This is a genomic window from Pseudomonas soli (genome assembly GCF_021283165.2).
Lineage (GTDB): Bacteria > Pseudomonadota > Gammaproteobacteria > Pseudomonadales > Pseudomonadaceae > Aquipseudomonas > Aquipseudomonas soli.
Genome location: NZ_CP128543.1, coordinates 3,196,591 through 3,221,826, shown reverse-complemented (window position 1 = coordinate 3,221,826; position 25,236 = coordinate 3,196,591). Strand labels below are relative to the sequence as shown.

At 65.1% G+C, this 25,236-nt stretch carries 16 protein-coding genes; 3 read left to right on the top strand and 13 right to left on the bottom strand.

Annotated elements, in window-relative coordinates; translation table 11 throughout:
* Positions 1–44 precede the first annotated feature (44 nt).
* On the bottom strand, positions 45–1,106 hold the full coding sequence (locus LU688_RS14885; RefSeq protein WP_160291239.1) for a 3-deoxy-7-phosphoheptulonate synthase: 1,062 nt from the start codon (positions 1,104–1,106) through the stop codon (positions 45–47).
* A 697-nt stretch (positions 1,107–1,803) separates the two neighbouring features.
* Here LU688_RS14885 and mnxG point away from each other — a divergent pair.
* The gene (gene mnxG, locus LU688_RS14880; RefSeq protein ID WP_232888140.1) at positions 1,804–7,650 is read left to right on the top strand and encodes a manganese-oxidizing multicopper oxidase MnxG; all 5,847 of its coding nucleotides are present in this window, start codon (positions 1,804–1,806) and stop codon (positions 7,648–7,650) included.
* Positions 7,651–7,809: 159 nt separating this feature from the next.
* On the opposite strand, the gene LU688_RS14875 is transcribed toward mnxG, so the two are convergent.
* The 12 genes from LU688_RS14875 to LU688_RS14820 are packed head-to-tail and all read right to left on the bottom strand — an operon-like array spanning position 7,810 to position 23,631.
* Positions 7,810–8,865 carry a hypothetical protein gene (locus LU688_RS14875; RefSeq protein ID WP_160291241.1) on the bottom strand — a complete coding sequence of 352 codons (1,056 nt, stop codon included), beginning with the start codon at positions 8,863–8,865 and terminating at the stop codon, positions 7,810–7,812.
* A 33-nt stretch (positions 8,866–8,898) separates the two neighbouring features.
* The gene (locus LU688_RS14870) at positions 8,899–10,710 is read right to left on the bottom strand and encodes a hypothetical protein (RefSeq protein WP_104443807.1); all 1,812 of its coding nucleotides are present in this window, start codon (positions 10,708–10,710) and stop codon (positions 8,899–8,901) included.
* Between the two features lie 3 nt (positions 10,711–10,713).
* Positions 10,714–12,006 (bottom strand): hypothetical protein, encoded by a 1,293-nt coding sequence (locus LU688_RS14865; protein WP_160291242.1) that lies wholly within the window; start codon positions 12,004–12,006, stop codon positions 10,714–10,716.
* Positions 12,003–12,950, bottom strand: a complete 948-nt coding sequence (locus tag LU688_RS14860) for a hypothetical protein (RefSeq protein WP_160291243.1) — start codon at positions 12,948–12,950, stop codon at positions 12,003–12,005. The genes LU688_RS14865 and LU688_RS14860 overlap by 4 nt, the downstream gene beginning before the upstream one ends.
* 57 nt (positions 12,951–13,007) lie before the next feature.
* The gene (locus LU688_RS14855; protein WP_160291244.1) at positions 13,008–15,395 is read right to left on the bottom strand and encodes an Ig-like domain-containing protein; all 2,388 of its coding nucleotides are present in this window, start codon (positions 15,393–15,395) and stop codon (positions 13,008–13,010) included.
* A 10-nt stretch (positions 15,396–15,405) separates the two neighbouring features.
* Positions 15,406–16,548 carry a hypothetical protein gene (locus LU688_RS14850; RefSeq protein WP_232888141.1) on the bottom strand — a complete coding sequence of 381 codons (1,143 nt, stop codon included), beginning with the start codon at positions 16,546–16,548 and terminating at the stop codon, positions 15,406–15,408.
* Complete coding sequence (locus LU688_RS14845; RefSeq protein ID WP_160291246.1) at positions 16,527–17,972, bottom strand: alkaline phosphatase family protein; 1,446 nt, start codon at positions 17,970–17,972, stop codon at positions 16,527–16,529. The genes LU688_RS14850 and LU688_RS14845 overlap by 22 nt, the downstream gene beginning before the upstream one ends.
* Entirely contained in the window at positions 17,962–19,194 is a 1,233-nt protein-coding gene (gene eboE / locus LU688_RS14840) for a metabolite traffic protein EboE (protein WP_160291247.1), read from the bottom strand. Before eboE ends, LU688_RS14845 begins: the two co-directional genes overlap by 11 nt.
* The gene (locus LU688_RS14835) at positions 19,191–20,075 is read right to left on the bottom strand and encodes a TatD family hydrolase (RefSeq protein ID WP_023631477.1); all 885 of its coding nucleotides are present in this window, start codon (positions 20,073–20,075) and stop codon (positions 19,191–19,193) included. Before LU688_RS14835 ends, eboE begins: the two co-directional genes overlap by 4 nt.
* A 36-nt stretch (positions 20,076–20,111) precedes the next feature.
* The gene (locus tag LU688_RS14830; protein WP_160291248.1) at positions 20,112–20,885 is read right to left on the bottom strand and encodes an EboA domain-containing protein; all 774 of its coding nucleotides are present in this window, start codon (positions 20,883–20,885) and stop codon (positions 20,112–20,114) included.
* Positions 20,882–21,772 carry a UbiA family prenyltransferase gene (locus tag LU688_RS14825; RefSeq protein ID WP_094009966.1) on the bottom strand — a complete coding sequence of 297 codons (891 nt, stop codon included), beginning with the start codon at positions 21,770–21,772 and terminating at the stop codon, positions 20,882–20,884. The genes LU688_RS14830 and LU688_RS14825 overlap by 4 nt, the downstream gene beginning before the upstream one ends.
* A complete protein-coding gene (locus LU688_RS14820; RefSeq protein ID WP_160291249.1) occupies positions 21,769–23,631 on the bottom strand; it encodes a 3-dehydroquinate synthase in 1,863 nt (620 codons plus the stop codon). Before LU688_RS14820 ends, LU688_RS14825 begins: the two co-directional genes overlap by 4 nt.
* Before the next feature lie 648 nt (positions 23,632–24,279).
* On the opposite strand from LU688_RS14820, the gene LU688_RS14815 reads away from it, so the two are divergent.
* Together LU688_RS14815 and LU688_RS14810 are read left to right on the top strand one after the other, a co-directional pair.
* Positions 24,280–24,765: a DUF2846 domain-containing protein gene (locus LU688_RS14815; protein ID WP_160291250.1), complete on the top strand. Its 486-nt coding sequence runs from the start codon at positions 24,280–24,282 to the stop codon at positions 24,763–24,765.
* A 40-nt stretch (positions 24,766–24,805) separates the two neighbouring features.
* Positions 24,806–25,213 (top strand): hypothetical protein, encoded by a 408-nt coding sequence (locus LU688_RS14810; protein WP_160291251.1) that lies wholly within the window; start codon positions 24,806–24,808, stop codon positions 25,211–25,213.
* Positions 25,214–25,236: the final 23 nt, after the last annotated feature.

Sequence of the window (25,236 nt, the reverse complement as noted above, 5' to 3'; positions counted from 1 at the left end):
GCGCACTTGTTCGTGCCCTGTCTCGCCAGGCTTGCCGCAGGGCCTCACAGGCGCGCGGTGGCGTCGCGCAGCAGCGCCTCGGTGGCGTCCCAGCCCAGGCAGCCGTCGGTAATCGACACACCGTACTTCAGCGCGCCCTTGCCGAGGGTCTGGCAGCCGTCGAACAGGTGGCCCTCGAGCATCACCCCGACCAGCGAGCGGTCACCACCCAGGCGCTGGGCCAGCACGTCCTCGAACACCGCCGGCTGGCGCGCCGGATCCTTGCCGCTGTTGGCGTGGCTGCAGTCGACCATGATGCGTGGCGCCAGACCTGCCTTGGCCAGACCCTGACGCGCCAGGGCGACGCTCTGGGCGTCGTAGTTCGGGCCCTTGTGCCCGCCGCGCAGCACCAGGTGGGTGTCGGGGTTGCCCAGGGTCTCGATGATCGCCGGGTGGCCCTGCGTGTCCATGCCGAAGTGACGATGCGGGTGGGCGGCGCTGCGCATGGCGTCGCAGGCGATGCCGATACCGCCGTCGGTGCCGTTCTTGAAGCCGACCGGCAGCTCCAGGCCACTGACCATCTCGCGGTGAATCTGCGACTCGGTGGTGCGCGCGCCGATGGCGGCCCAGCCCAGCAGGTCGTCGAAGTAGCCGGCAGCCATCGGCTGCAGCAGCTCGGTGGCGATCGGCAGGCCGCGCTCGAGCATGCCCAGCATCAGGCCGCGGGACAGGGCGATGCCGGCGTGCATGTCATCGCTGCCGTCGAGGTGCGGATCGTAGGCCAGGCCTTTCCAGCCCACGGTGGTGCGCGGTTTTTCCACGTAGGCGCGCATCACCAGCAGCAGCTTGTCGTCGACCTCGCGGCTGAGCGCGGCCAGGCGGTCGGCGTACTCGAGGGCAGAGCGCGGATCATGGATCGAGCAGGGGCCGACCACCACCAGCAGGCGTTCGTCGCGGCCTTCGAGAATGGCGCGGATCGCCTGGCGCTGGGCATGGACTTGCTGGGTGAGTTCGCTGGACAGCGGCATCTGCTGCTTGAGCAGGTGCGGGCTGGGCAGGCGCTGGCTGACGGTGGTGTTGGCAGCGTGCGGCTGGGTCAGGGGCAGGGCGAGATTCGAGGCTTGCATGGCGTTTTTTCCCTGGGCGGACGGCGGGTTCTGGCCCGCGCGGTCGGCCCTATAGAGGTGTTCGACTGATCGTCAAATGGGGTGTCTGTGCGGCATTGCCACCGGAAATCGACCGAACGGAGGCGGCAGGCTGGCCCGAACGGAACTGGCTAAATCGCCATGCATAGGTGCGGTAGTAGGTGGTGTGGTTCATGACGCTGTCCTCAAGGTAATCGGTATGTTTCGTGGGCCCGGAAAAGCAAAACCCCCGGTCGGGGAGCCGACCGGGGGTTTGAGTATTCTCATGTTCGGCGGCCCCTCGAAGGTGGGCGCCGGATGGGTAATCGGCGCCTAGTGGCTAAACCAATACCCAAAATAAAAGCTGGCAACGGCGTTACGACCGGCAACGGCCAGCACGCGGTGCGCGGAGCGACCGGTGTGGTTGGCGTGGTTGCGGGTTTGTTTCGACATGTTGCTCTCCAGTGATTGGGACCGAGCTTACTGCACCTTTGCTCGGGTGTTCAATCACTAAATGCTATCGAGGCGATTGACCCGGCTTCAGCCCTTTAGCCTGCGCTCCAATGCGGCCCCCAATTAAGGGGGAAAATGCCCAGTTCATCCTTCTCCATCTCGCAAATATCTGATTAACAACGACTAAATTCATGGCATAAGCCTTGCTCACCTCCCCGCAGTATCCCTGTGTCCCCGGAGGTGCCCCATGTCGACCCCTCGCAAAGGCCTGGTCCTGTCCACCTTGCTGCTGGCCTTGCTGGGCTGGCAGGTCTCCAGCGAGGCCGCCGTGCAGTGCCAGCGCACGCTGGTGGCCAACGTGGTGGCGCTGGATCAGCCACTGATGTTCAACCGCCTGGGCGCGCAGAACGCCAATGGCATGATCTTCGCCCTGCGCCAGGACGTGGTGGATGAGCGCCGCGTACCCTTGAGCAACGGCGGCGCCGCCGTGCCAGGCAAGGTCACCCTGCGCCCGGACAAGCGCCCGCGGCCGATTGTGCTGCGAGTGGCGGCCGGTGATTGCCTGACTGTCAACCTGACCAACCTGCTGGCTTATCAGGCCAATCCCAACAAGCACGGCATCGGTCACGACGAGAACGAAGTTGAAGGCGAGGAAGCAGAGGGCGCCGTACTCGACGAGCAGGGCAACGAAAATCTTGTTGCTGATGAACAGGTGACCGACCGCCACGTCGGCTTCCAGGTCAACGGCATGCAGGCGGTCAACAGTATCGGCGACATTTCGGCTAACACCGGTCGCAACGCCAACTTCCTGGTGACACCCGGCAGCACCCGCAGCTATACGTTGTACGCCGAGCGCGAAGGTGCCTTTGCGGTCTCCAGCCGCGGTGCGCCATTCGGCGGCGAGGGCAATGCCGGGAACGTCGCCAACGGCCTGTTCGGTCAGGTGGTGGTGGTGCCCAAGGCCGGTCGCACTTACCGCAACACCCTGACCGAAGAGGAGATGCGCCTGGCCACCACCGGCCGCACCGCCACCGGTCAGCCGGTGATCGACTACCAGGCGCGCTATCCGCAAGTCCAGCCATGGATCGCCGAAGGCAAGGCTGGCAAGCCGATCATCGCCATGGTCGACGGCGAGGAGATCCTTAATAGCGAGACCGATGCCATTGTCATGGGGCCCAACCCCGACGGCAGTTTCCCGAAAGCCACCTACCCACTGGAAAGCGTCGGCAAGCGCAACCCGGCGCTGCCCAACCGGCTGGAAGCCTTCCGCGACTTCGCCTCGCAGTTCGCTGACGAAGTGGCTGGCACCCAGGCTTTCCCCGGCTATTGGGCGGACCCGGTCATGGGCCATGTGCTGGAGCCGACCCGCGACTCCTTCATGATCAACTACGGCTCTGGCGGCATGGGCGCCGAGGTGGTGGCCAACCGTCTCGGCGTGGGGCCAATGCACGACTGCTTGTCGTGCGCCTATGAGGAATTTTTCCTCAGCGCCCACACGGTGGGCGATATCGGCACCCTGGTGGACATTCCGGCCAACGTCGGGCTGGAGCATATGCGCCCGGGCGAAACGCCGCCAGCCAGCGCTACCGGGGTCAAGGCGACCATGGCCTTGTTCCCGGCGGAGCCGGCCAACGTCCACCACAGCTACATCGGTGACTTCACCAAGTTCCGCAACACCCACAATGGCCACGAGCAGCACATCTTCCACCTGCACGGGCACCAGTGGCTGTTCAACCCCAACGACGACAACTCCGACTACATCGACGCTCAGGGCATAGGCCCAGGCGTGGGCTACACCTACGAAATTGCCAACGGCGGCTCCGGCAACCGCAACCGGGTGGCGGGCGATGCAATTTACCACTGCCATTTCTACCCGCATTTCGCCCAGGGCATGTGGGCCATGTGGCGGGTACATGATGTGTTCGAGCCGGGCACGCGCCTGGCGGTCAGCGGCGAGGGCGAGAACGGCTTCCACACCACGCCGTTCGCCCTGCGCAATGGCAAGCCGGCCCCGGGTGCCCGGGCGCTGCCCGACGGCGAGATCATCGCCGGCACGCCGATCCCGGCCATCGTGCCGCTGCCCGGCAAGGCCATGGCGCCGATGCCGGGCAAGGTCACGGTGGTGCCCAAGCTGGCCGAGGCCCTGGTCGCCGAACATGACGATGAAGAAGAAGAGCAGGGCGACGATCACCCCGACGAGCCCGCCACGCCGCGTGCGGTTGGCTCCCTCGCGCTGGTCGATCGCAGCGAGACCAATCGCAACGCCGACGGCAGCCTGAAAAACCCCGGCTACCCGTTCTGGATCGGTGGCATGGAAAGCAGCGTCGGCCAGCGTCCGCCGACTCCGCCGCTGGACATGCTCGACCCGGCCCTGGCCCGGCAGCTCAAGGACAGCGGCAAGGCGTTGTGGGCCAACCTCGACCCCAACCAGGTCGACGGTTGGGACGGCGGCCTTGGCCGGCACACCCTCGACGGCGTGTCTGCCGGTGGCGACGCCGTGACCACCACCACCAAGCTGGACTTCTCCAAGGTGGTGCACAAGGCCAAGCCGATCTACCTGCCCGAAGAGGGCACCGAGGTCGAACAGGCGGCCATGCAGTTCCACGCCAAGGCCGAGCACCAAAGCTTCGCCCTGATCCCCGGCGGCGCGCCGGTGGCCAAGGCCTTCCGCACCAACGGCGCCTTGCCGACGGCGGGCGCGCCGTACTATGAGCCGTGCATGGACGACCGTGGCAAGCGCCTGACCCAGTCTTCGGGCGTCGGCGAGTTCTTCAGCGGCGAAAACCTCACCGGCATGAGTTTCCGCGGTTCGTCCACCTTCACCGCCGACCGGCCGCGTATGTACAAGGCGGCCAACATCCAGTTCGACGCGGTGTACAACAAGGTCGGCTACCACTTCCCGCAGGCGCGCATCCTCGCCCTGTGGGAAGACGCCTGGCCGGTGATCACCAAGCAGCGCCCGCCAGAGCCTTTGGTGATGCGCATGAACACCTTCGACTGCACCCAGTACGTGCACACCAACCTGATCCCGTCGTTCTATGAAATGGACGACTACCAGGTACGCACCCCGACCGACGTGATCGGCCAGCATATCCACCTGCCCAAATGGGACCTGACCGCCGCCGACGGCTCGGCCAACGGCTGGAACTACGAGGACGGCATCCTCTCGCCCGGCAGCGTGGTCGAGCGCGTGCAGGCCATTCGCAGCTTCAACAACTGCACCGAGGGTGACACCCGCGACGGCACCGCCGCCTGCCCGAAAGCCAAGCAGCATCCGTACTTCGGGCGCTTTGGCCGGGCCGACTGGCTCGGCGCGCGCAGCGCGATGCAACGCTGGTTCGCCGACCCCCTGGTAAACGTGCACAACGTCGACCGTGGCCTGGGTACCATCTTCACCCATGACCACCTCGGCCCATCGACCCACCAGCAGCTCGGGCTGTACGCCACCGTGCTGGCCGAGCCCGCAGGCTCTACCTGGTACCACGCTGAGACCGGCGAACAGCTTTATAACCCGGCGACCCGCCAGGATGGTGGCCCGACCTCGTGGCAGGCGGTGATCCAGACCGGCGACCACGACGGCGATGGCAAGAACGACAGCTACCGCGAGTTCTTCCTGGAGTACAGCGACTTCCAGCACGCCTATGAAGCCGGCGTGTATGTCGGCGCCGGTCCCAACGGCATGCCGGACGGCCAGGCCTATCCGGCCACCGCCGACAGCTTCCGCTACGCCATCAACCCGCCCGTGCGGCAAAAGGCCTCGACGCTGCTCGAGTCGGTGGTCGAATCCCGTGGCGGGCTGAGCCCGGGCTGCCCGACCCGGCCGTGCCCGCAGGCGATCTCGGTGGATGACCCCGGCATGTTCGTCGTCAACTACCGCAACGAACCGCTGGCCCTGCGCGTATTCGACCCGAACAAGGTCGGCCCGGACGGCAAGCGTGGCATGCAGGCCGACGGCCTCGGCGGCGACTTGGCCTACGCCATGCAGAGCCGCACCGACCGCGCCATCCCGGCGATGAACCTGGCGCCTTCGGCGATCACCCAGGCCACCGGCCCCACCGGCGGCACCACGCTGTTCCCGCCGCACGTCAACCAGGGCAGCGAGCCGGGTGACCCCTTCACACCGCTGCTGCGCACCTATTCCGGTGACAACGTACGCCTGCGCATGCATGCAGGCGGCCATGAGGAGGAACACAACGTCACCCTGCACGGCGTGAAGTGGCTGCAGAACGGCTCAGGCTTCGGCAACAGCTCCAACTCGGGGTGGAAGTCGTCGCAGATGGTGGGCATCTCCGAGCAGCTCGGGTTCATGGCACCGGTGTCGATGATCTCCAGCTCCGCCGCCACCAATGGCGACTACCTGTACTCGCTGGACGCCGCGCTCGAAGGCTATTGGAACGGCATCTGGGGCATCATGCGCAACTACACCGCGCAACGCGCCGACCTGTTCGCCCTGCCGAACAATCCGCAGCCGGTGGCCATGCGCAATACCGTCAATTTCGACGGTATCTGTCCGAAGACCACGGCCAACGCCAATGGCATCGGCACGCGGCCGACGGTCAAGCGCAGCTACGAGATCGTCGCGGCCCTGGCCAACGACATTCTCGAGAACCGCCACGGGGTCAGCATCAATGACCCGGCCGGTATCGGCCAGCACGTCGGTGGCGCGCTCAAGGCCAATGGCGGCACCTTGGTGTTCAACAGCCGCAAGGTCGATATCCCCATGGCCACGGTCACCGACGAGGAGGATGGCGCGACCTTCACCGTCGGCGGACACAGCTCGCCGCTGCACGATCCGACCGCGGTGCTCTACGTGCGCAAGGCCGACCTCGACGCGAGCACTGGCAAGCTCAAGGCCGGCGTGCCGGTCGAGCCGCTGGTGCTGCGCGCCAATGCTGGCGACTGCATCAGCATCACCCTGGAGAACCGCCTGCCGCTGATGATGCCCGACCTGCCCAGCAGCGCGGTGATGCAGAACGTGGTCAAGCGCGACCGCGCCGGCGGCGATGGCTCCACGGCGTTCAACAACAACCTGATGCGCCCGTCCAGCCACGTCGGCCTGCATACGCAGCTGCTGGCCTACGACATCACCAAGTCGGACGGCGTCAACGTCGGCCTCAACCCGGTGCAGACCGTGCCGCCGCGCAACGGCAGCAGCGGCGCCTACCCGAACCGGGTGTACCAGTACTACGCTGGGCATCTGGAGCGGGAAGGCAAGCCGGTACTGCAACTGGGCCGCACGGTGGACAACATCAACACCACGGCCATCGAGTTCGGCGGCCTCAACCTGACCCCGGCGGATGTCATCAAGCAGCCGCAGAAAGGCCTGGTGGGCGCCATGAGCGTGCTGCCGCAAAGCGCGACATGGACCGAGGACACCGCCAGCCGCGCCCAGGCCACGGTGAAGGTCAGCGGCCAGCCCGACTACCGCGACTTCGTCACCGTGTGGCAGCGCTCGCTGAACATGCGCTGGGCTGATGGCCGGCCGGTGGAGGGCATCGCCACCGAGGGCAACGGCGTGCCCGGCGATCCGAAGGACAACGGCAACATGGCGATGAACTACAAGACCGAACCGCTGTGGCTGCGCTTCGGCCTGGCGCCGGACGCGCCGTTCGGCCATGCCGATGGCTTCGGCTTCGCCGATGTGCCCAATGCCCACATGGCCTACAGCAATGCTCTGGTCGGCGGCGATCCGCAGACCCCGGTGCTCTGGGCCAAGCCCGGCCAGCCGGCGCGCAGCCACGTACTGATGCCCAGCGGTGGCAGCCGCGGCATCACCTATCAGCTCGATGGGCACCTGTGGCCGCTGCACAACTACCAGGCCGAGAAGAGCGATGTGCAGGGCTACCCCATGGGCCTGCCGGGCATCGGCTCGGTGCGCTTCGGCTACAACCCGATGGCAATGTACGTGGGTGCACAGGAAAGCGTGCTGCCGGCGGCCCACTTCAGCTTCATGCTGCCCAGCGCGGGTGGTGCCAACGCGGTGCCCGGGGATTACCTGTTCCGCGACTATGCGGCATATGGCAACACATCCGGGCTGTGGGGGATCCTGCGGGTGACCAACGAGCCACCGCCGGCAGTGGCGCCTGCGCAGTGAAAAGGGCCTGGCGGCCTGACCGGGAAGCGGGAAGGCCGCCAGGCATTCGCCGACAGGACTGCAATCGCGTCGGTAAACAACAAACCATCAAAATTCTCGGCTTTATCGCCTTGCCACTGACTCACCTTGAATGCCGACCTGGCTGGAATGTACGCCGTATCAAAGCCCCACCCAGCGCACTCTGCCAGCCAACGGCACCACCTCGCCCCCTGCCGTGGGCAGTGCCCGCCCCAGCAGCCCCATGCCTTCGCTGACCAACACCCCATCGCGCACCAGGCACAGGTTGGACGGGGTATCCAGGCCTTGCGCAAGCACCGTCACCTGCTCGGTCTGCAGGTTGCAATGCAGGAGCCTGCCTGAGAAACGGGTGAAGCCGCCATGCCGCGCCTCACCTTGCCAGTCAGGCGTCAAAGGTTGCTGCACGCTGTCGCAGAGCTCCAGCACCAGCAGGTTGCCGCTGCGATCCAGGGCCAGGCCGGTGGGCAGCTGCAACCCCTGGACAACTACCTCGATGCGTCCATCGGCTGGCCAGACCCGGATAACCTGTCCGGCCCTGTCGGCAAAGTCGATGCCCTTGCGCAGCGGGTCACCGTGCAGCTCGCCGGAGAACAGACTGATCAGCACTGCGTCCGTGTCAGGTTCGTACACCAGTGTGACGGGCACGGCCTCCTGGCCTTGCTCCAGTTCGGGCAGCTGCGCCAGCACGTGCTCCTGCTGGTCATCGACGAACTCCACCAACTGGTTGCTATCGGGCTTGACCGCCAGCCAACTGCGCCGGGATGGATGAAAGCACAGTGCGTTGAGGTTGCCGCGGCTGTGAAACACCGGCTCGGGCGGGTTGAACTGCAGGTCGAGCAACCTCGAGCCCTCGACATAGTCGGTCTGGCTGGCCAGGCAGCGTCCGTCACCGCAGGCGATGTCCGACAACCCCATGATTTCGTCGCGCAACATGCGCGCTTGCATGTTCATGGTGCGAAAACCCTGTGCCAGGGTTTCCCCGGGCAAGTAGGCGCCGGGTGAGGTCGGGTCCGGTCGCAGTCGACTGATCCGGCCGCTGAAGGGCTGCTCGGGCAGGCCGGACCCGGCCTCGGCCAGCAGCAGGCTGCCATCGGCCTGCAGACAGATGCCGCGTGGGTTGAGCAGACCCTCGGCGATGAGGGTGCTGGGGCGCAGCGTTGCGCGTGGATGTGTGGGGATATGAATAGTTGCAGACATCGGCTTCTCTCCGTGAGCGAACAGGGGTAGCGGCTACTGCGGTGGCTGCCACGGCTCGCCGGTGAGGTAGGCGCGCAGCAGCGCCCGCTGACTCGGCGACATCGAACGCACCACCGGCATGAACAGCGTGGTGCCTTTGTAGGCATCGGCGGTGCGGGCGAGGATCGGCCCCTTCGCCGCCATGATCGCGTCGGGCTGGTTCAGCGGCACGTACCGGGACATGGCGGGGAAGGCCAGGTAGTGAAAGCGCAGGACATTCGGGTACACCTGCTGCCAAGTGATGGTGCTGCCCGTGGCGATGCCGAAGTCGGTGCTGGCGAACTTGCGGAAGTTGGTGAAAAAACTGCCAGCGGCCAGGCCATTGACGGAGTAGCTCAGGGTGACGAACCCGGCCTGTGCGTCGGTACCGGGCTTGACCTTGACCGGGAGGCTGACCGCGAGCTGGCCGGCCTCGACGACCAAGGTATCGGGCACGTCGAGAAAGTCCCAGTTTTCCGGCGCTCCGTAGACCGGGCCGGAAGGGCCGGTGCCGAGCGCTATCTTGCTCAGGGTGGTTACCGGGCCACCCAGGTAGCGGACCTGCAGGGTGATCGACAGGCCGTCGGGGTAGTCCTCGGTATAGACATTGCGCTGGTCGGCGTAGACCCGATAGACCGACTCGCAGGCATGCAACAGGGTGCCGGCGACGGCGCCGGGGGCGTCGACGTGCAGCACTGAGGTTTTCGTCGCCTGCTGCTGGCTGGGGTCGAGCGGCAAGTCGACCAGGCCGCCATACACGTAGTAGTTGCGCATCAGGTCGCTGTTCGGATCGAGCGTGGCCAGGGGTACGGTACCGGCAGTGAAGGTGACCGGCCCGTAGTTGGCGTTGGGCCCGATGGGGCTGGTGATGTCGTCGCGCACGGTCCTGAAGGTCTGCTTGGGTATCAGGTTGACCATGTCGACGCTCAGCAGGCCGCTGCCGGCGAGCTCGGCGTAGGCGGTGCCGCCGGTGCTCTGGTTGACCAGCTGTCGTCCGGGCTGGCAGTTGGCGGGTTCGTTGGCAAAAGCCGGGGCCAGGGTGCCGATGACCCGACCGATGCTCGGGTTCGGGGTATATCGGCCCGCGGCGTAGTCGGCGTCCAGTTGCGCGGTGGTCATCGCCGGGCACATCTCGAACATCACGAAGCGCAACACGATCCCGGTCGCCCCGGGCGCCTGGATGATCGCGCGCAGCCCGGGGCTGTCGCGGTTCCAGCTGACGATGCTGGCGAGCGGGAAGGTCAGCTGGAAGGTGCCGCTCAGGCGGAACGAGCCCGGCGCGTCCATCGACGCGGGCAGCAGCACGCGCTTCTTCACATCAAGGCTGCTGCAGACGGTGTCGCAGCGGATCAGCAGCTGGGTATCGCTGTTGCCACCGATCTGCAGGCCGCCGACGAAGATCTGCGTGGTGGTCGTCGAGGTCGGGTCCAGGTCCACCATCATCGGGCCGGAGTTGGTTGGCTGGCCGGTCGCCGGGTCCAGCGAGCCAAGCAGGTACACCGGTTGCCCCACCAGGTCACCGCTGGTGCCGACGCTGCCGGGGCAGCCCTGCGAGCTGATCATGGCGTTCTGCAGATCGACCAGGTGCTGCCCGTAGTGGTTCCAGCCACCGGCGGTGTAGTAGTCACCCGTCGGCGCATTGAGCATGGCGTTCAACTGGTCGTCGGTGAAGGACTGGGCGCCCGGCGCCAGGGTCGAGGTGGTCAGGTCGAAGATCGGCCACTCGTCGTTGCCATCGTAGGGGATGGTCGGCGAGTTGTTCGGCAGGCTGACATCGGTGCGGATGCCACCCCAGAAATTAAGGCGTGGGCCATTCAGGATGCTCATGGTTCAATCCTCGTCCTTGATGGTTTTGCCCAGGGGCGCATGGGCGAATTTGAACAGGTAGGAGAAGTCGGACTTGTACGGGCTCCTCACCGGCGTGGCCATGGAGTGGCAGTTCATGCAGCTGCTGTTGGGCTGGATGTAGCTTTCCATGGTGACGTTGGCCGACAGTGAGGGCGTCGGCTGGCCCAGCGGATTACCGGGGTTGTCGGGCATCAGCGGGCGCTGGGTGGTGACCAGTTGGTAGTACTTGAGCACGCTGCGTTGCAGCCCAGGGTCGGCGCGGTAGGCGGCGTTGACCTGTTGGGTGACATCGGCGATCGGGGTGACTCGGTTCAGCGGGTTGGGAGTCTGGAAGGTGGTGCCGGGCTTGGGCACGCAGACCAGTTGCGTGCCCTGGGTCTGCCAGTCGCAGGGCGACTGGTTGAGGCTCGCGGCGGGCGCGTCGGCGTTGAAGTAGGAATAAGCGGTGCCGGATGCCGGCTGGTCGACCCACTGGCCGCCCACCAGCGCTTTGGGCGGCACGTTGTCGATCTGCTCGAAGGTCGACCAGATCCACTGCGGATAGCCCTTGGCCTTGGTGATCACATGCAGGCCCACCAGGCCGAGGAAGGCCTCGGTCACGCCGTTGCGCCGACCCTGGTCATCGAAGGTGGCCACCCGCGCCAGCATGGTCAGGTAGCGGCTGGCGTTGTCACGGGGGCCGAGGATGCGCCAGCTCGACTTGATCTCGATGACGCCATAAGGGAACTGGATGTTGGCTGCCCTGGACACCACATCGGCGTTGTAGAACTGGTTGGCGACGATGTAGTCGTAGGATGCCTCGTTGGCCGAGATATCGTAGTAGGTCGGGTTGCCGGCCTGGTCGATCAGCCAGCCGCCAACCGCCTGGTCGATGGCGTTGACCAGCGAGCTGTTCTTCAGCGCGGCGATGTTGATGATGCCCAGGCTCCTGGCGCCCTGCGGGGTGTTCCAGGGGCCGGGATTGGCGCCACCGGGCAGGAAGATCTCATCGACGCTCTTGTAGGTCTGCCAGACGGTGTAGCCGGCGTCCCCAGGCTGCCGGGTGCAGTCCGGGTTGCCGCGCTGGTGGTCCTGGGCCGGCCAGTTCAAGGCGATGAACAGCTGCCAGCTGTAGCGATCGAACTGGTCCTGGCTGGCGTTGGCCGCCGGCGCGCTGCTGGGTGGCTGGCAATCGAGCTGGGTGGCCTGGGACGAGGGCAAGGCCTGTTCCCTGGCCAATGCCGGCAGGCTGGCCAGGCCCAGGGCTATCACGGATAAACGCAGTATGGCTTTCATGGCGATCCTTCGTCGTGGCTCACGGGTTTGCGCTGCATCAGTTTGTTCCACTGCGCCTTGTGCCCGTTGCTCTGGCCGGTTGGCGGCTCGAACAGCTGGCAGGGCGGCGGGTTCGATGGGCACATGGCGGCGACCTGCGCCCAGGTCTGGGCCGGGTCGGGCTTGGCAATGCGAAAGCCGGTGTAGTTCTGGCTGACGATCGGTGCGTTGGCGATGCTGGCATCCCCGGAAAAGTAGAACGACTGCGGTTGCCGGTAGGGCGGCTGGCCCGAGGCCTTGTTGTAGAAGGCATAGCCGAACAGGATCGGTCCCTGCGGCGAGTCCAGGTCCAGTGCATAGGCCTGCACGCTGGCTTCCAGGTGCTGGCTGCGGGTGGCGCTGTAGGGCAGGTGCTTGATGAAATCCTGCCGAGGCGGGTGGTTCATCGGCGAGAACATGCAGCAGGCCGGCATGTCCTTGGGCCGGTCCTGCGGGTAGGTGAGGAAGTAGGCCTTGTTGCCCAGGGACACGAACGAGCAGGTGTAGTTGTTGTTCTTGATCGGGAAGATCGGCAGGCAGTACTTCTCGTAGTGCTCCATCATGGCGCCGAAGCCGTCGCCATCGGCTGGAATGTAGGTGGTGTCGTAGTAGCTGGTGCCGCGGGACACGGTGTAGTCGGCCGGGGCCAGGGTGGCCGGTGGGTTGCTGTAGGGCGGCGGATTCTTCTGGTAGTTGTGCATCACCCGGTACATCGTCCAGTCGCTGATCCAGTAGGCCGGAAAGAACGGATCGGACGGGTCGCTCGGTGCGCGTTTGGCGATGCAGTTGCCGTTGCTTGCATCGCAGCCCAGGGTGTTGTGCACGCCCATGGTGAAGTAGACGGCGCTGTCGTCGGCCTGGGCGACCAGCGAGGGGCACAGCAGCAGGACAAGCAGCAACAGTCGGTAGAGGATGCGGGTGTTCATGGGACACTCCTGTGAAGTGTGCCGGGTGACAGTCTCGTCACCCGGCAGTCCTGCCGGTCAGCCTTGCGGGAAGTCGCTCATGCTCAGCGGGATGGGTGGGTAGTTGCGTTTCACCAGGGCCTGGGCCCAGAGCTCCAGCACCGCCCGGCGGCTTTGCGGCATGTCCCGGGTGATGGGCATCGCCAGGGTGCTTTCCTCCTGATACTCCTTGCTGATCAGCACGATCAACTGGTCGACCGCGCCTTCTATGCGCGCCAGGGAGTTCAGCGGCATGTACTTGTTCATGATCGGGTACATGTAGAAGAACGGCTGCAGGATGAACGGGTAGATGAAGCTTTCCCAGATCAGCTGGCCGGCGTTCTGCTGCTTGTAGACCTGGTTCCAGGCATCGACGAACGCCTGCTGTATCTCCGGCTCCTGCGGCAACACGCGCAGCGGCGCGAGGAAGTCGGTGTAGGTTTGCATCAATTTGAAGCTGAACGGGATCTGCGGCGGCTGCTTGTCCTCATGCACGAAGAAGCGCAAGGTCGGGAAGCCCGGCGCCACGGCCTTGACAGTCAGCAGGGCAACCCCATTGGCGTCGGTGGTGATCTGCGTGGTGCTGAACTGCACGTTGCCCTTCGGCTCATCCTTCAGTGTGCCCTGGCCCTGGACGGGGTTGGCGAATGCCAGGCTGGGGCTCAGGGCCACCGAACCTGGCGTGGGCAGGTACTGCTGGTAGCTAACCGCTTTCATGTCGGTGGTCGGGCCGGCGGGGTGGACCGCCGTGAGCCTACGGCCCGTGCCGTCGCTCAGCTGGCGGGTGAGCGACGGGGTACCGACGAACTGCGGCAGGTTGGGGGTGTTGTTGGCGGGATTGTCCGGGTCCTCCAGGAACAGCGTGAAGTCGGCCGGGTTGCTGAACGCCAGGTAATAGTCGGTGGTGCACATCATGTAGGCGTTGTTGTATTCGGCCACCGTCAGCACGGTACCGGCCGGCGCGGGCAGGCCGTCGTACTGCACCATGATCTGCAAGGTCTTGCTGTCGCCGACGTCGATGAAGCTGGCGCTCTCGACCACTTCGGCGGTCCACATCTGCTGGGTCGCCGCCTGCACGGGGGTGGCGCCTTGCTGCTGCAGCTCCAGCGCTCCGCTTTGCAGCTGTTTCTGCGCCTCGGCGCTCAACGGCAGGTCGAGGATCCCCGAACGTTTGTCGAAGGCTGCCTGCTGATAGTCGTCGTAGCCGAAACCGGCCAAAGGCGTGAACTGCTCGCCCTGGCGTATCCCCAACTGGTAGCTGCCGGCGTCGAACTTCGCCGCCACCGGTATCTTGGCCTTCGGGTCGAGCGAATAGCTGGGGAACCCATTGAGCAGGTCCAGCGACAGGGTGTCGTCATGCACCTGCGCCGAGATGACCCCCAATGTCATGGATTTGAAGTTCACACCGTCCTTCTGCAACTGTACCGGATCAGCAGGGACCAGCCGCCGCCCGGCCGGTGCCGTGGGGAACTCGTCGTCGAACCACAGGCCCAGGGTGCCGGCGGTGCGGCTGTAGGCGGGGTTGAAGAAGATGCTGCCGACATTGTCCAGGCCTTTCTGGTACATCGCCTGCACATTGGCCAGGATCTTCGAGTCGACGGTGTGGGTGATGATGGGCGGTTGGTCGTTGAAAATGCCGTTCATGTCGTAGCAGGTCAGGTAGGTAGAGAAACGGAACATCAGCCCTTTGGCCTTCTGCTGCTCCATCTGTTGCTGCAAGTTCTGCAGCAGTTGCGAGTTGCCGAGGGCCCAGCTCAGGTTCTCTTTGGGGAAGCACGTCTGCCAGGTGGTGGTCACATAGATCAGGCCACCGAGGGTCGCCCAGTTGAAGTTGAGGAAGCGGTCGAGCATGCGGTGCTCGCGCTTGAGCGTCAGGCCGCACTGGGCGTCGCCAAGTACCAGCCGGTCGAAGTACAGCGCGGTGAAGGTGTTCTGCCAGGGGCTGACGTCGACGAAGCGCGCCGGGGTGGGGGCGTCACTGCCGAACGGGTTGCCGAGCAGGTTGTAGGTCTGGTTGATCAGCGGGTCCTGGCTGACATAGCCGCCACCGGGCAGCTCGCCGCCGGTGATGATGGAGGCGGTCGCCGGGATCGTGGGGTCTGCTGGCGTGTAGTTGACGGTGCCGCAGGCATTGTCGCCAAACAGGTTCCACTCGCCGGGGATCATCACGCTGGGATTCTGCGAGACGTTGCCCGGCACCTGGGTCACATAGGTTGGCGCTTCGAGCAGCACTTGCGGGGCGATGACCCATGGCATCAACTTGCTGCTGGCATTCGCCGGGTTGATTCCGTAGTACTCGAGGAAACGCCAGTTCAGACGCATCTTCGAAGCATCGTAGAGCGGGAACATGTCGTTGTTGTTGGCGGTCGGCGGGCTCCAGAACATATGGCCGCCGAGATAGATGCGCGGGAAGTTCAGTACGCTCATGTCATGCTCCTTAGCGTTGCCACTGGGCGCGTTTCAGCGACCAGACAAAGTCCAGTTTGTTGTACCCGGCGAACTCGGACGCCGGCACTTCGGCAGTCGGATAGACAATCCCGCCTTGCTGCTTCTGGGCGAAATTGAAATAGCCCTTGGTCTTGGAGTAGGCCGCCGTGCCATGGCAGGCGAAGCACGAGGACTGGCTCTGGAAGGCCGACTCGAGCTGGGAGTTGGCCAGCAGCGTCGGATTGGTCTCGGACTGGGTGCCGATCAGCTCGTATTGCGCCAGTGCCGGGTACATGGCCTGGAAGGTGGTGTTGGCGGTCTGCGCCGCCGGGGTCGGCCCGGTGCTGTTGCTCATCGGGGTCGGGGGAATCGCGTTGGTCACGGTGTACTTGCCGTTGTTGCGATTCTCGAAGGTGGTCCAGACCCATTGCGGGTTCAGCTTGTTGACCACGTGCAGGCCACTGAGCGCGGCGTAGCCGACCTGGTACTGGCCGTTGTCCTGCTGGTAGTAGGCCTGGGCGATGTAGTAGCCATCGCTTTGCAGTTGCTGCTGATAATCCGGGTCATTGCCGATCCACAGCCAGGCGGCCTTGAGCTCCCAGGCGGTGGAGGGAAAGGCCAGGTTGCTGGTCAAGGCGGCCTGGCCGTTCACGTTGTACACCTGCTTTTGCACGATGTAGTCGAAGGTGTCCTCGCCCATCAATAGCTGGAAACGCACCGGTTGCCCCTGTTGCGCGGAGGGTACCGCGCCGCCCATTTCCAGGATCAGGCCGTCCACCTGCTGCACGGCGTTGAGGTTGTGGAACGTGCGATCGGGGTTCAGGCCCTGGGCCTGGGCGGCCTGCAGCACCGCGGCCGGCACCGGCTCGCTCTGGCCCCAGGGCAGCGGTGCGGCGCCATTGCTCAGGTAGACCTGGTCCGAAGGCTTGAGGGTTTCCCAGACCCGATTGGGGCTGTTCGACTCGACCGGCTGGTTCAGGCAGACGAACCAGTTCCAGCTCATGCTTTCCGGCCCTTGGGCGAAGGTCTGCCGGGCTTGGTCGACGTTGCCGCCAAACTGCATGAACTGGTTGCAATCGAAGGGGGTAGAGCCCTCGGCCTGGGCCAGTCCGGCCAGTGCGCTGAGGACGGTTATTGAGATGGCTCGCCGCATGTAAGCTCCTTGGCTTTGGCCAGGTCGGTGTATGAGTGCCCCAGGAAATGCTGCAGGAGCAGTTGCTTCACCGCGGTCGCCGGCAGGCTGTCCGGCAACGGCAGATCACAATCGGTAATGAGCAGTGGCCCGGTCTGCGCGCTGGCGGGCAGACGGCCGTGGCTGCCACGCACCATCGAGGTGTCGAGCGGGATCAGGTCCATGTAGTAGCGAAAGCCGAGCTTCTTCTGCAGCAGGCGCCGCGCCACTTTCAGCCTGGGGAAGCGGATGGCGGGGTCGATGAACAGCTCCAGCGGGTCGTAGCCGGGCTTGCGGTGGATGTCCACGGTGCGGGCGAAGTCCGGTGCCTTGCGATCGTCGAGCCAGTAGCGGTAGTCGAACCAATGATCGGCGGCGGCTATGGCGACCAGTTCGCCACTGCGCGCGTGGTTCAGCTGCCAGGCCTGCTGCTCGGTCCTGTCCAGCACCCGCTCGATGCCGGGCTGGCCTTGCAACAGGGCTTTGACCCGAGGGATGTCGCGGGCCTGGCGCACGTAGACATGGGCAATCTGGTGGTCGACGACGGCGAAAGCAGCGCTGGCGCCGGGGTCGAGCAGTTCCCAGGTCAGTGACTGGCGCACCTGCAGCAGACCTTCAGCGCGCAGCAGGCGATTGATGGACACCGATTGACTGACTGCCTCGATGCCGTACTCCGACACCAGCATCACGGCCGCGCCTTGCGTCTTGGCGAAGCCCAGCAGGCGGCCGACCTCGGCGTCGATGGCCTGCACTTCGTGGACGATAGACGGGTGCCCTGGCCCGAGGCGCTGCAGGCAGTAGTCGAGATGGGGCAGGTAGACCAGCTGCAGGTCCGGGCGATCGAGCTGGAACTCGGCCATGGCGCAATCGACGATCCAGCGGCTGGAGGCGATGCCGGCGGCCGGCCCCCAGAACGCCGGGAACGGAAACGCGCCGATCTGCTCTTCGATCCGCGCATGCAGGTTTGCCGGGGACGAGTACAGGCCGAACAGCTTGCGGCCATCGGCCGGATAGTGCGGGCGCGGGGTGATGGCGGCATCGACGTCGGCGTACATGTTGTACCACCAGAACAACTGGCTGCAGCGAAAGCCCGGCAGTTCGCGCTTGAGCGTCTGCCAGACCTTCTCGCCCTGGATCAGGGCGTTGGGTTGCAGCCAGAAACGCACTTCGGCCTGGTCGCGAAAGTACCAGCCATTGCCGACGATGCCGTGCCCGGCCGGTGGCAGGCCGGTGAGGATCGAGGCCTGCACCGTGGAAGTGACGGCAGGGAACACCGGTTGCAGGCTGGCCATCCTGGCCTTTTGCAACAGCCGGTTGATGTGCGGTGTTGCCGAGCCCAGCAGCGCAGGCGTCAGCCCGACCACGTTGATCAGCAGCAGCGGTTGGCGGGGCTGTTCAGAGGGCATCGGCGCAGACCTCCTGTGGGTTGGGTTGCAGCAGGCGACGCTGGCGCAACTGCTCCTCGACCCAACGCAACTCGTCGCTGATGCCCTGTTGCTGCGCAGCGGCGGTGGTGGGTCGCAGTTGCGCAGGCAGAACGCCCCAGCTGTAGGTTTCCACTTCCAGGACGGGGCGGATGGCTTCGTGCGCCGTGAGAAAATCGAAGGTCTGCGCCAGGGCGGCCTGGCTGGCGCCAAGCTCCGGCAGCAGCAGGTGTTCGCTGAACAGCGGGATGTGGAAGTGAACCCGCAACTCCCGGTAGCGCCCGGGCTCCGCCAGGCAGGCAGCGAGCGCAGCAGGCAGGTCCGCCCAGGCGCACAGGTGGCCTTGGCTGTCGCGCGCCTGTACCTGGTGCAGATAGGTGGCTTCGGCAAAGCCGCCCAGCACCTCGAGTACCTGGGCGCAACGGCGAATGTCCTGGGCCGGCAGGCGGCAGATCATCGCATTGGACAGCTGGATCTTGCCGATGGGCACCCCGGCCTGGCGCAGCCTTTCCAGGGACTGCCGGCAGTCTTCGAACATCACCGCCTGGTGGCAGACGTCGAAGCACAGTGCCAGGTATTCATGGTGTGGGTCGCTGGCCTGCCAGTGGTGGAAGAAGGCGACGGCCTGGTCGGTAGTTTGCAGCACGCAGTCCGGCTCCATTTCCAGGCATACGATGATCTTCTTGCCGGTTTCCTGGTGCAGACGGGCCAGCGCCGAGGTGAGCTGGCGCAGCTGTTTCTCGGCACGCTGCTGCAGCGCCGGGCTCCAGTGGGCGGCATAGCCCAGCGGCACGCTGGAAATCACCCCTTGCCGGCAGTCCGGCGGCAGCGCTTCGGCCAGCAGCCGTGCCAGCTCCAGGCTGTACGCCAGCCGTTGCTGCTCGGCCCAGCTGGGCAGATAGACGGCAGCCTTCACCGCGCCCTCATGGAACTGCCCGTAGGGGAAGCCGTTGAGCGAGGTCAGGCGCAGCCCGCTGCGTCGCAGCAGGTCGAGAAACGCCTGCCGTGCCGGCGCCTGGCGCAACTCGGAAGCGGCGCGGGCGCTGATCCACAGCCCGCTGTCTTGCACGTCGAGCCCGCGCAGTCTGCGCACGCCCTGGAAGTGTTGCTCGATGGAGGCGCGCAGCGCGGCCAGGTCAGGTGCCGGGTGCACGTTGCCGCAGTAGCCGAGCTGCGAGGCGCTCCAACCCCGGCCAGCGCTCATTTGACCACCGGATCCTGGCCGCGCAGGGCCGAGTTTTCCTGCCACTGGCGACGCTGGTCGATGGGCAGCGGGGTGCTGACCAGGGTCTTGTCCAGCTGGCCACTCTGGGCAAAGAAATCCACCGGGTTGTGGAACAGCACCTGTTCGACCTGGGCCTCGCTGAAGCCTGCGGCCAGCATCGCCTGGCCGGTCTTTGGCACCTTGAGCGGGTCACTGATGCCCCAGTCGGCGGCGCTGTTGACCACCATTTTTTCAGTACCGTACTGCTGCAGCAGCGCGACCATGCGTTGCTCGGACATCTTGGTGTTGGGGTAGATCGAATGGCCGCGCCAGCAATCGCTGTCGAGCACCAGCGGCAGGGTCAGTTCGTTGAGGTGGTCGATGATCACCAGATGCTCGGCGATGCCGACTTCGCGGATCACCGCCAGGGTGCGCTTGGTGCCGCCGATCTTGTCGCGGTGTGGGGTGTGCACCAGCACCGGCAGGTTGAATTGCCTGGCAAGCTCAAGTTGCGCGGCGAGAAAGCGGTCTTCCTCGGGGGTGATGTCGTCGTAGCCGATTTCACCCACCGCCACCACGCCGTCCTTGACCAGGTAGCGCGGCAGGACCTCGAGTACCTCATAGGCGATCGACAGGTCGTTGGCCTCCTTGGGGTTGAGGCCGATGGTGCAGAAGTGATGGATGCCGAACATGCTGGCGCGAAAACGCTCCCAGCCCAGCAGGGTGTCGAAGTAGTCGATGAAGCTGCCGAGGCTGGTCCTGGCCTGGCCCTGCCAGAACGCGGGTTCGATCACCCCGGTGATGCCGGCGGCAGCCATGTTCTGGTAGTCATCGGTGGTGCGGCTGACCATATGGATATGCGGGTCGAAGTACTTGGGCATGGTGGATCCTCGTCAGGGAGAAGGCATCGTCGGGTATCAGGTCGGTAAGTGGCCGGCCAGGTGCTCATGCCAGCCGGGGGGCAGGCATTGCTGGCGGCTGAGGCCGAGTAGACGCTGGTGCTGCGCCGGGCTGAGCAGGTTGAAGGCAATCGCCAGGTACAGACCGCCGGAAACCGGGCGCGCGGCAGCCAGTTGCTCATCCAGCAGATCGAGGGCCAGTTGGTTGAGGGCGACGCCCTGACGCTCGCTCAGACCGCGCAGGCGGCTCACGTCCAGCCCCATGCCGAGCGCTTTGAGCACCAGCTGGTGGAACGCCCGCTCCGGGTAATGGCGGGACGGGTAGAGGGTGTCGAGGGCGAGGGCGGCGAACACCTGGCTGTTGCTGGTACGCCCGGCCTGCAAGGCCAGCTCCAGGCACGAGCCATGGCTGTCGAGCCAGTCCAGGGCCTTGAGCAGGGCGACCTTTTCCTGGTCGTCGCCCCACAGGAACAACTGGCGCAGCAAAGGCAGCTGCTCGGCCTCGGGCTGCTGGTCGAGGACCTGCGCCAGCAGCAGCGCGCGTGCCACTTGCAACTGGCTCCATCCCTTATCGTCGAGCATGGCCCGATCGCCGATCCGGCGCTTGCACTGGCTGCTCAGGAGGGCGGCGGTGTTGGCGTCCGGCGACTGCCCGAGGCGCGCCAGCGCCTGCTGCCACCACTGCAACTCGGCCTGATCGAGTTGCGCGATCAAGGCCTGCTGCCGTTCGGCCAGGCAGTCGTGGCGCATGTCCAGCGCCGCCGTTGGCGACGAAGCGATATGACTGTTCATGTCGGTTTGATCCAGCGTTGGAGGTGTGGAAGCAGGAAGAACACCAGGACGCACAGCAGGCTGCCCAGGGGCTGGTCGGCCACCGCCAGCACCAGGGCATCGAACAGCGGCAGGGCCGCCAGCCCCGCGCCGATGAAGGCGCGTACTTGTCGGCGCCGCGGATCGGCGAGGTGCAGCCAGTAGTGCCAGCCCAACCAGCCCAGCCACAGCAGCAACACCGGCCAGAACCACAGGGTGTCGGCGTAAGCCGCCAGGGCCAGCGGGCTGAGCATCAGCAGCAGGGGCAGGCGGCTGAGCAACTGGTTGAGGTGTTCCTGGCGTGCCAGGTAGGTCAGGCCGCTGATGTACACGCCCAGCAGGACCGCGCACAGCCAGAGGGGCTGCGCCGGCACCGCCAGGCTGGCCGCTGCGGTGAGGTACAGCGCCGAGCGGCACGCGCCCATCAACCAGACGCTGTGGACGTGGGTCTTGTGCAGCAGGTTGTAGCCGAGAATGCAGCCCACCAGCAGGGTGACGCTGCCCAGCAGCCAGTGCGGCTGTTCGACCAGGCGGCTCAGGCCGAGCGCAGCGGTCGCGGCCAGCAGCAGCAACCCGTAGATGGCCAGGCGCACCTGCCGCCGGCTGACCAGCCCGAGGGTGATGGGGCGGGCGTTGCTGTGCTGTTGGTCCCAATCGGCGTCCAGCAGGTCGTTCAGCAGCATGCCGGCCAGGTACAGCAGCGACAGCATGGCCAGCAGTAGGAGCCACACCAGAGAGGAGGGTGGCGCCAGGGCGCCGGCGCTGCTGGCCAGCAGGGCGGCGGCGAGGGTGTTGGTCCACACCGTGGGCAGGTTGGAGACCCGGCCAACGGTCAGCCAGGTTTTCAGGTCCGGCGCGATCGGGTTCATTGCGCGCAGCCCTCGCCCAGGGTGAGGGGCGCGCGCTGGCTGACCAGCCGCAGCAGCGCCTTTTCCATCAGGGCGTCATCGATCTCGTGCAGGTCGACCGATGTGCCGATGCAGCTCAGCATGGGGATGGACAGCTGCCCGCCCAGGTGCTGGCGAAACTCCTCGAGCCCAAGCAACACTCGCGAACGTCCATGCGCATCTTTCAGGCTCAGCTCCGGCGGGCACAGGTTGAAGCCAAGCCTGAGCAACAGGCTGATGACGCGCTCGCTGTCGGCATCGCTCAACAGACCCAGGGCATTGGCATAGAGCCCGTCGAGGGCCATGCCCACCGCCACCGCCTCACCGTGGCGCAGGCGGTGCTGGCTGAGGTTTTCTAGCTTGTGCGCCGCCCAGTGGCCGTAGTCCAGGGGGCGCCCGTTGCCGCGTTCGAAGGGGTCGCCAGCGCCGGTGATGTGCCCCAGGTGCAGCTCGGCGCAACGGCGGATGGCGTAACGGCTGGCCGGATGATCGAAGTGGGCGAGGGCGTCGGCCTCCCGCTCCATCCACTCGAAGAAGGCGCGGTCCTTGATCAGCGCCACCTTGACCGCCTCGGCCAGGCCGGCAATGCGGTCGCGGTGGGCAAGCGTGGTGAGCAGCTGGAAGTCATTGATCACTGCGCAGGCGGGGTAGAAGGCGCCGAGCAGGTTCTTCTGGCCGAAGGCGTTGATGCCGTTCTTCACGCCGATGCCAGCGTCGTTCTGTGCCAGTACCGTGCTGGGGATGCGGATCAGGCGCATGCCCCGGTGAAAGGTGGCGCAGGCGTAGCCCACCGCGTCCAGCACAGCGCCGCCGCCCAGGGCCAGGACGAAGCAATGGCGGTCCAGCCCATGGCTCAGCATGTCGCTGTACAGCTGTTGCAATACCTGTGCGTCCTTGCTCAGCTCACCGGCCGGCACGGCGATGGGCGCGGCTTTCAGGTTCAGGTCCGCAGCATGGGCGGCAAAGTAGGCGTCGATCTGGCCCGGCAGGTTCGGTGCGCAGCGCAGCAGCTGTTCGTCGGCGAACACCAGCACCGTTACCCGACCACGCTGCTGTGCGGTGAGCTGGCGATGCAGGCAGGTGTTGAGCGGATCGAACAGGTGCTCGGTGAACACCACGGGGTAGTCGTAACTGACCGTGAAACGCCCGCGCAGTGGTTCACCCCTGCGCAAGGTCTTGAACAGGCTGTACCCGGCAATGAACAACGCGGGCAGGACCATGCCGGCGAGCAGGGTCACCAGCAGCGCGTTCTGCGCGACCAGGAAGCTGCCGATGGCGCTGTAGGCCAGTGCCAGGCCGGCATTGGCCAAGGTGGTGACCAGGATGAAGGCGCGCAACGGATAGCGCTGCATGCCGGCCGCCACCACCGAGGTTTCCGCCAGCACCGGCACGCCGCGCAGGCAGATCAACGACAGCGTGCCCAGCCGATACGCCAGTTGCCCCGGCTGGCGCTGGTGCAGGCCCAGGCGGCTGGACAGCAGGCGAAAATACCCCGCCCCCAGCGCATACCCCAGCCCGGCACCCAGGCACAGGCCGATGAAGATCACCAGGTAGCCGCCAACGCTGCCAAGCGTCGCCACCGCAAACAGCGCGACCATGCTCGACGGCACGGGTAGTACCACGTCCAGCGCCAGCAAGCCGATCAGCAGCACCGCCAGGGTAAGCATCTGGGCGGGGGTCGAAGGCAGGAAGTGTTCGAGGTGGGAAAGGAAGTTCTGGATCTGTTGTTCGAATAATACAAAGCTGGCGATCACCAGGCCTGAGAAGCACAGTACTGACAACCAGAAATGTTTGCCCGGCCCTCTTTGCGAGAGCGCACGATACCCGCGGCTGCGCTTCATCAAGCGTCCCTCTTGTTATTTGACTGATTTCCGTTTCAGCAATCGAACGTCACGCCAATGGGCGCAAGGATATGGACTCCTCTGAACTTAATGGCGGGGGAGTTGTAGTTATGATGTTGGCGAAGACAAACACAAAACTAGTCGGCCGCTTCGCTTTTGCAAGGGAATGTGGGGCGAAGAGTTAGATGAAACGCGCGATTTTTAGGCGTGCATTAGAATGCTTGCGAATTATTAGTCGTAAATATATATAAATGACTAGCCGGAATGATTATAGATATTGACTGAGCGAATGATAATCATTTTATTTTATCCGTTGCTTGTGTTCCCGGCTTTTAAGTTGAGGGGCAGACTAGATAGTCTTCTAACTAGTGCGTAACTAATTAAAATGATGTGTAGTTACACAAAACGTTTTACTTACAGTCTTCATACAACCTGTACAGCGATTACCGACAAAAGCGCCAGATCTCGCTTCCCGCTGAACGATGGCAATCTCAGCCCATTCGAGCAAGGAGTACATCTGTACTCCGCCTCTGGCAGGACACCATCTGTAGGTCGAGCGAGGTGCGCCACCCAGCGTTGTCGCCGATGCCGTGCGATGTTAGATTGCCACCCCCCCCCCGACGGACCGCACGCCTTCCAAGGAACCCCATGGCACGCTTGAAAACCGCCGCTTCTTTAGCTGCAACGCTATTTCTCGGTGCCTGCACCACCTTGCACAACGGTGCCGAGTTCGCCGAGGTCGCACCCCTCAAGCAAGACGCGGCGCTGGTCTACCTCTACCGTACCGGTGTTGCCCCTTACTGGCGCAGCCCCACTCTGGTCATCGACGGCAAGGAGGTCAGTGAAGTGAAGAACCGTTCTTTCACGTACTTCTACCTGCCACAAGGCCAGCACCAGGTTGCCACCCGCTGGGCCCTGGACCTTTACCCCTTGAACGTCAACGGCACCCTGGACCTGCGCAACGGCCAGGCCTACTACCTGAGGCTGGGAGGCGGCATGCAATTCGCCCCGGGCATCGGCCCCGGCGGGCTGAATGTGGGGGTGTCCTCGAACCTTGGCCAGGTGCCGGCGCCGACCGCGCTGCGGGAAATGCGCGACAGCATGTACATCGACAACGCGCTGCAGGCGCAGTGACAGGCAGCCGCCTGGAAACCTACGAGTGAGAAATGTGCCTATGCAATGTCTGCGTCTTGCCCGCAACGGCTTGTTGCTACTGACCTGCGCGATCGCCAGCGGCTGCGCGGCCTATGTCGAAAAAGGCGCGCAAGGGCTGCCGGACAACGAAACGGCCAGGATCCGCGCGATCGACAAGTTCCTCACCATCGCCACGGTGGATGGCGTGGACACCTGGTGGATCGTCTACACCTCCCGCCGCGAATATCGCCTCACCCCAGGGCCCCATCGCCTGGAAGTGAAGCGCTGGATCGACACCCGTGCCACGCCGTCGATTTTCCGGGACGTCACACTGGTTGCCGGGCGTGAGTACGGCATGAAACGTGTGGAGAGCGATGACTGGTTCGGCTTCGTCATCGAGGACCTGGCGACCGGTGAACGGGTCGATAGCTTGATTGGCGGGCGCTGAGCGCGATAGCGTGCCGGGTTGAG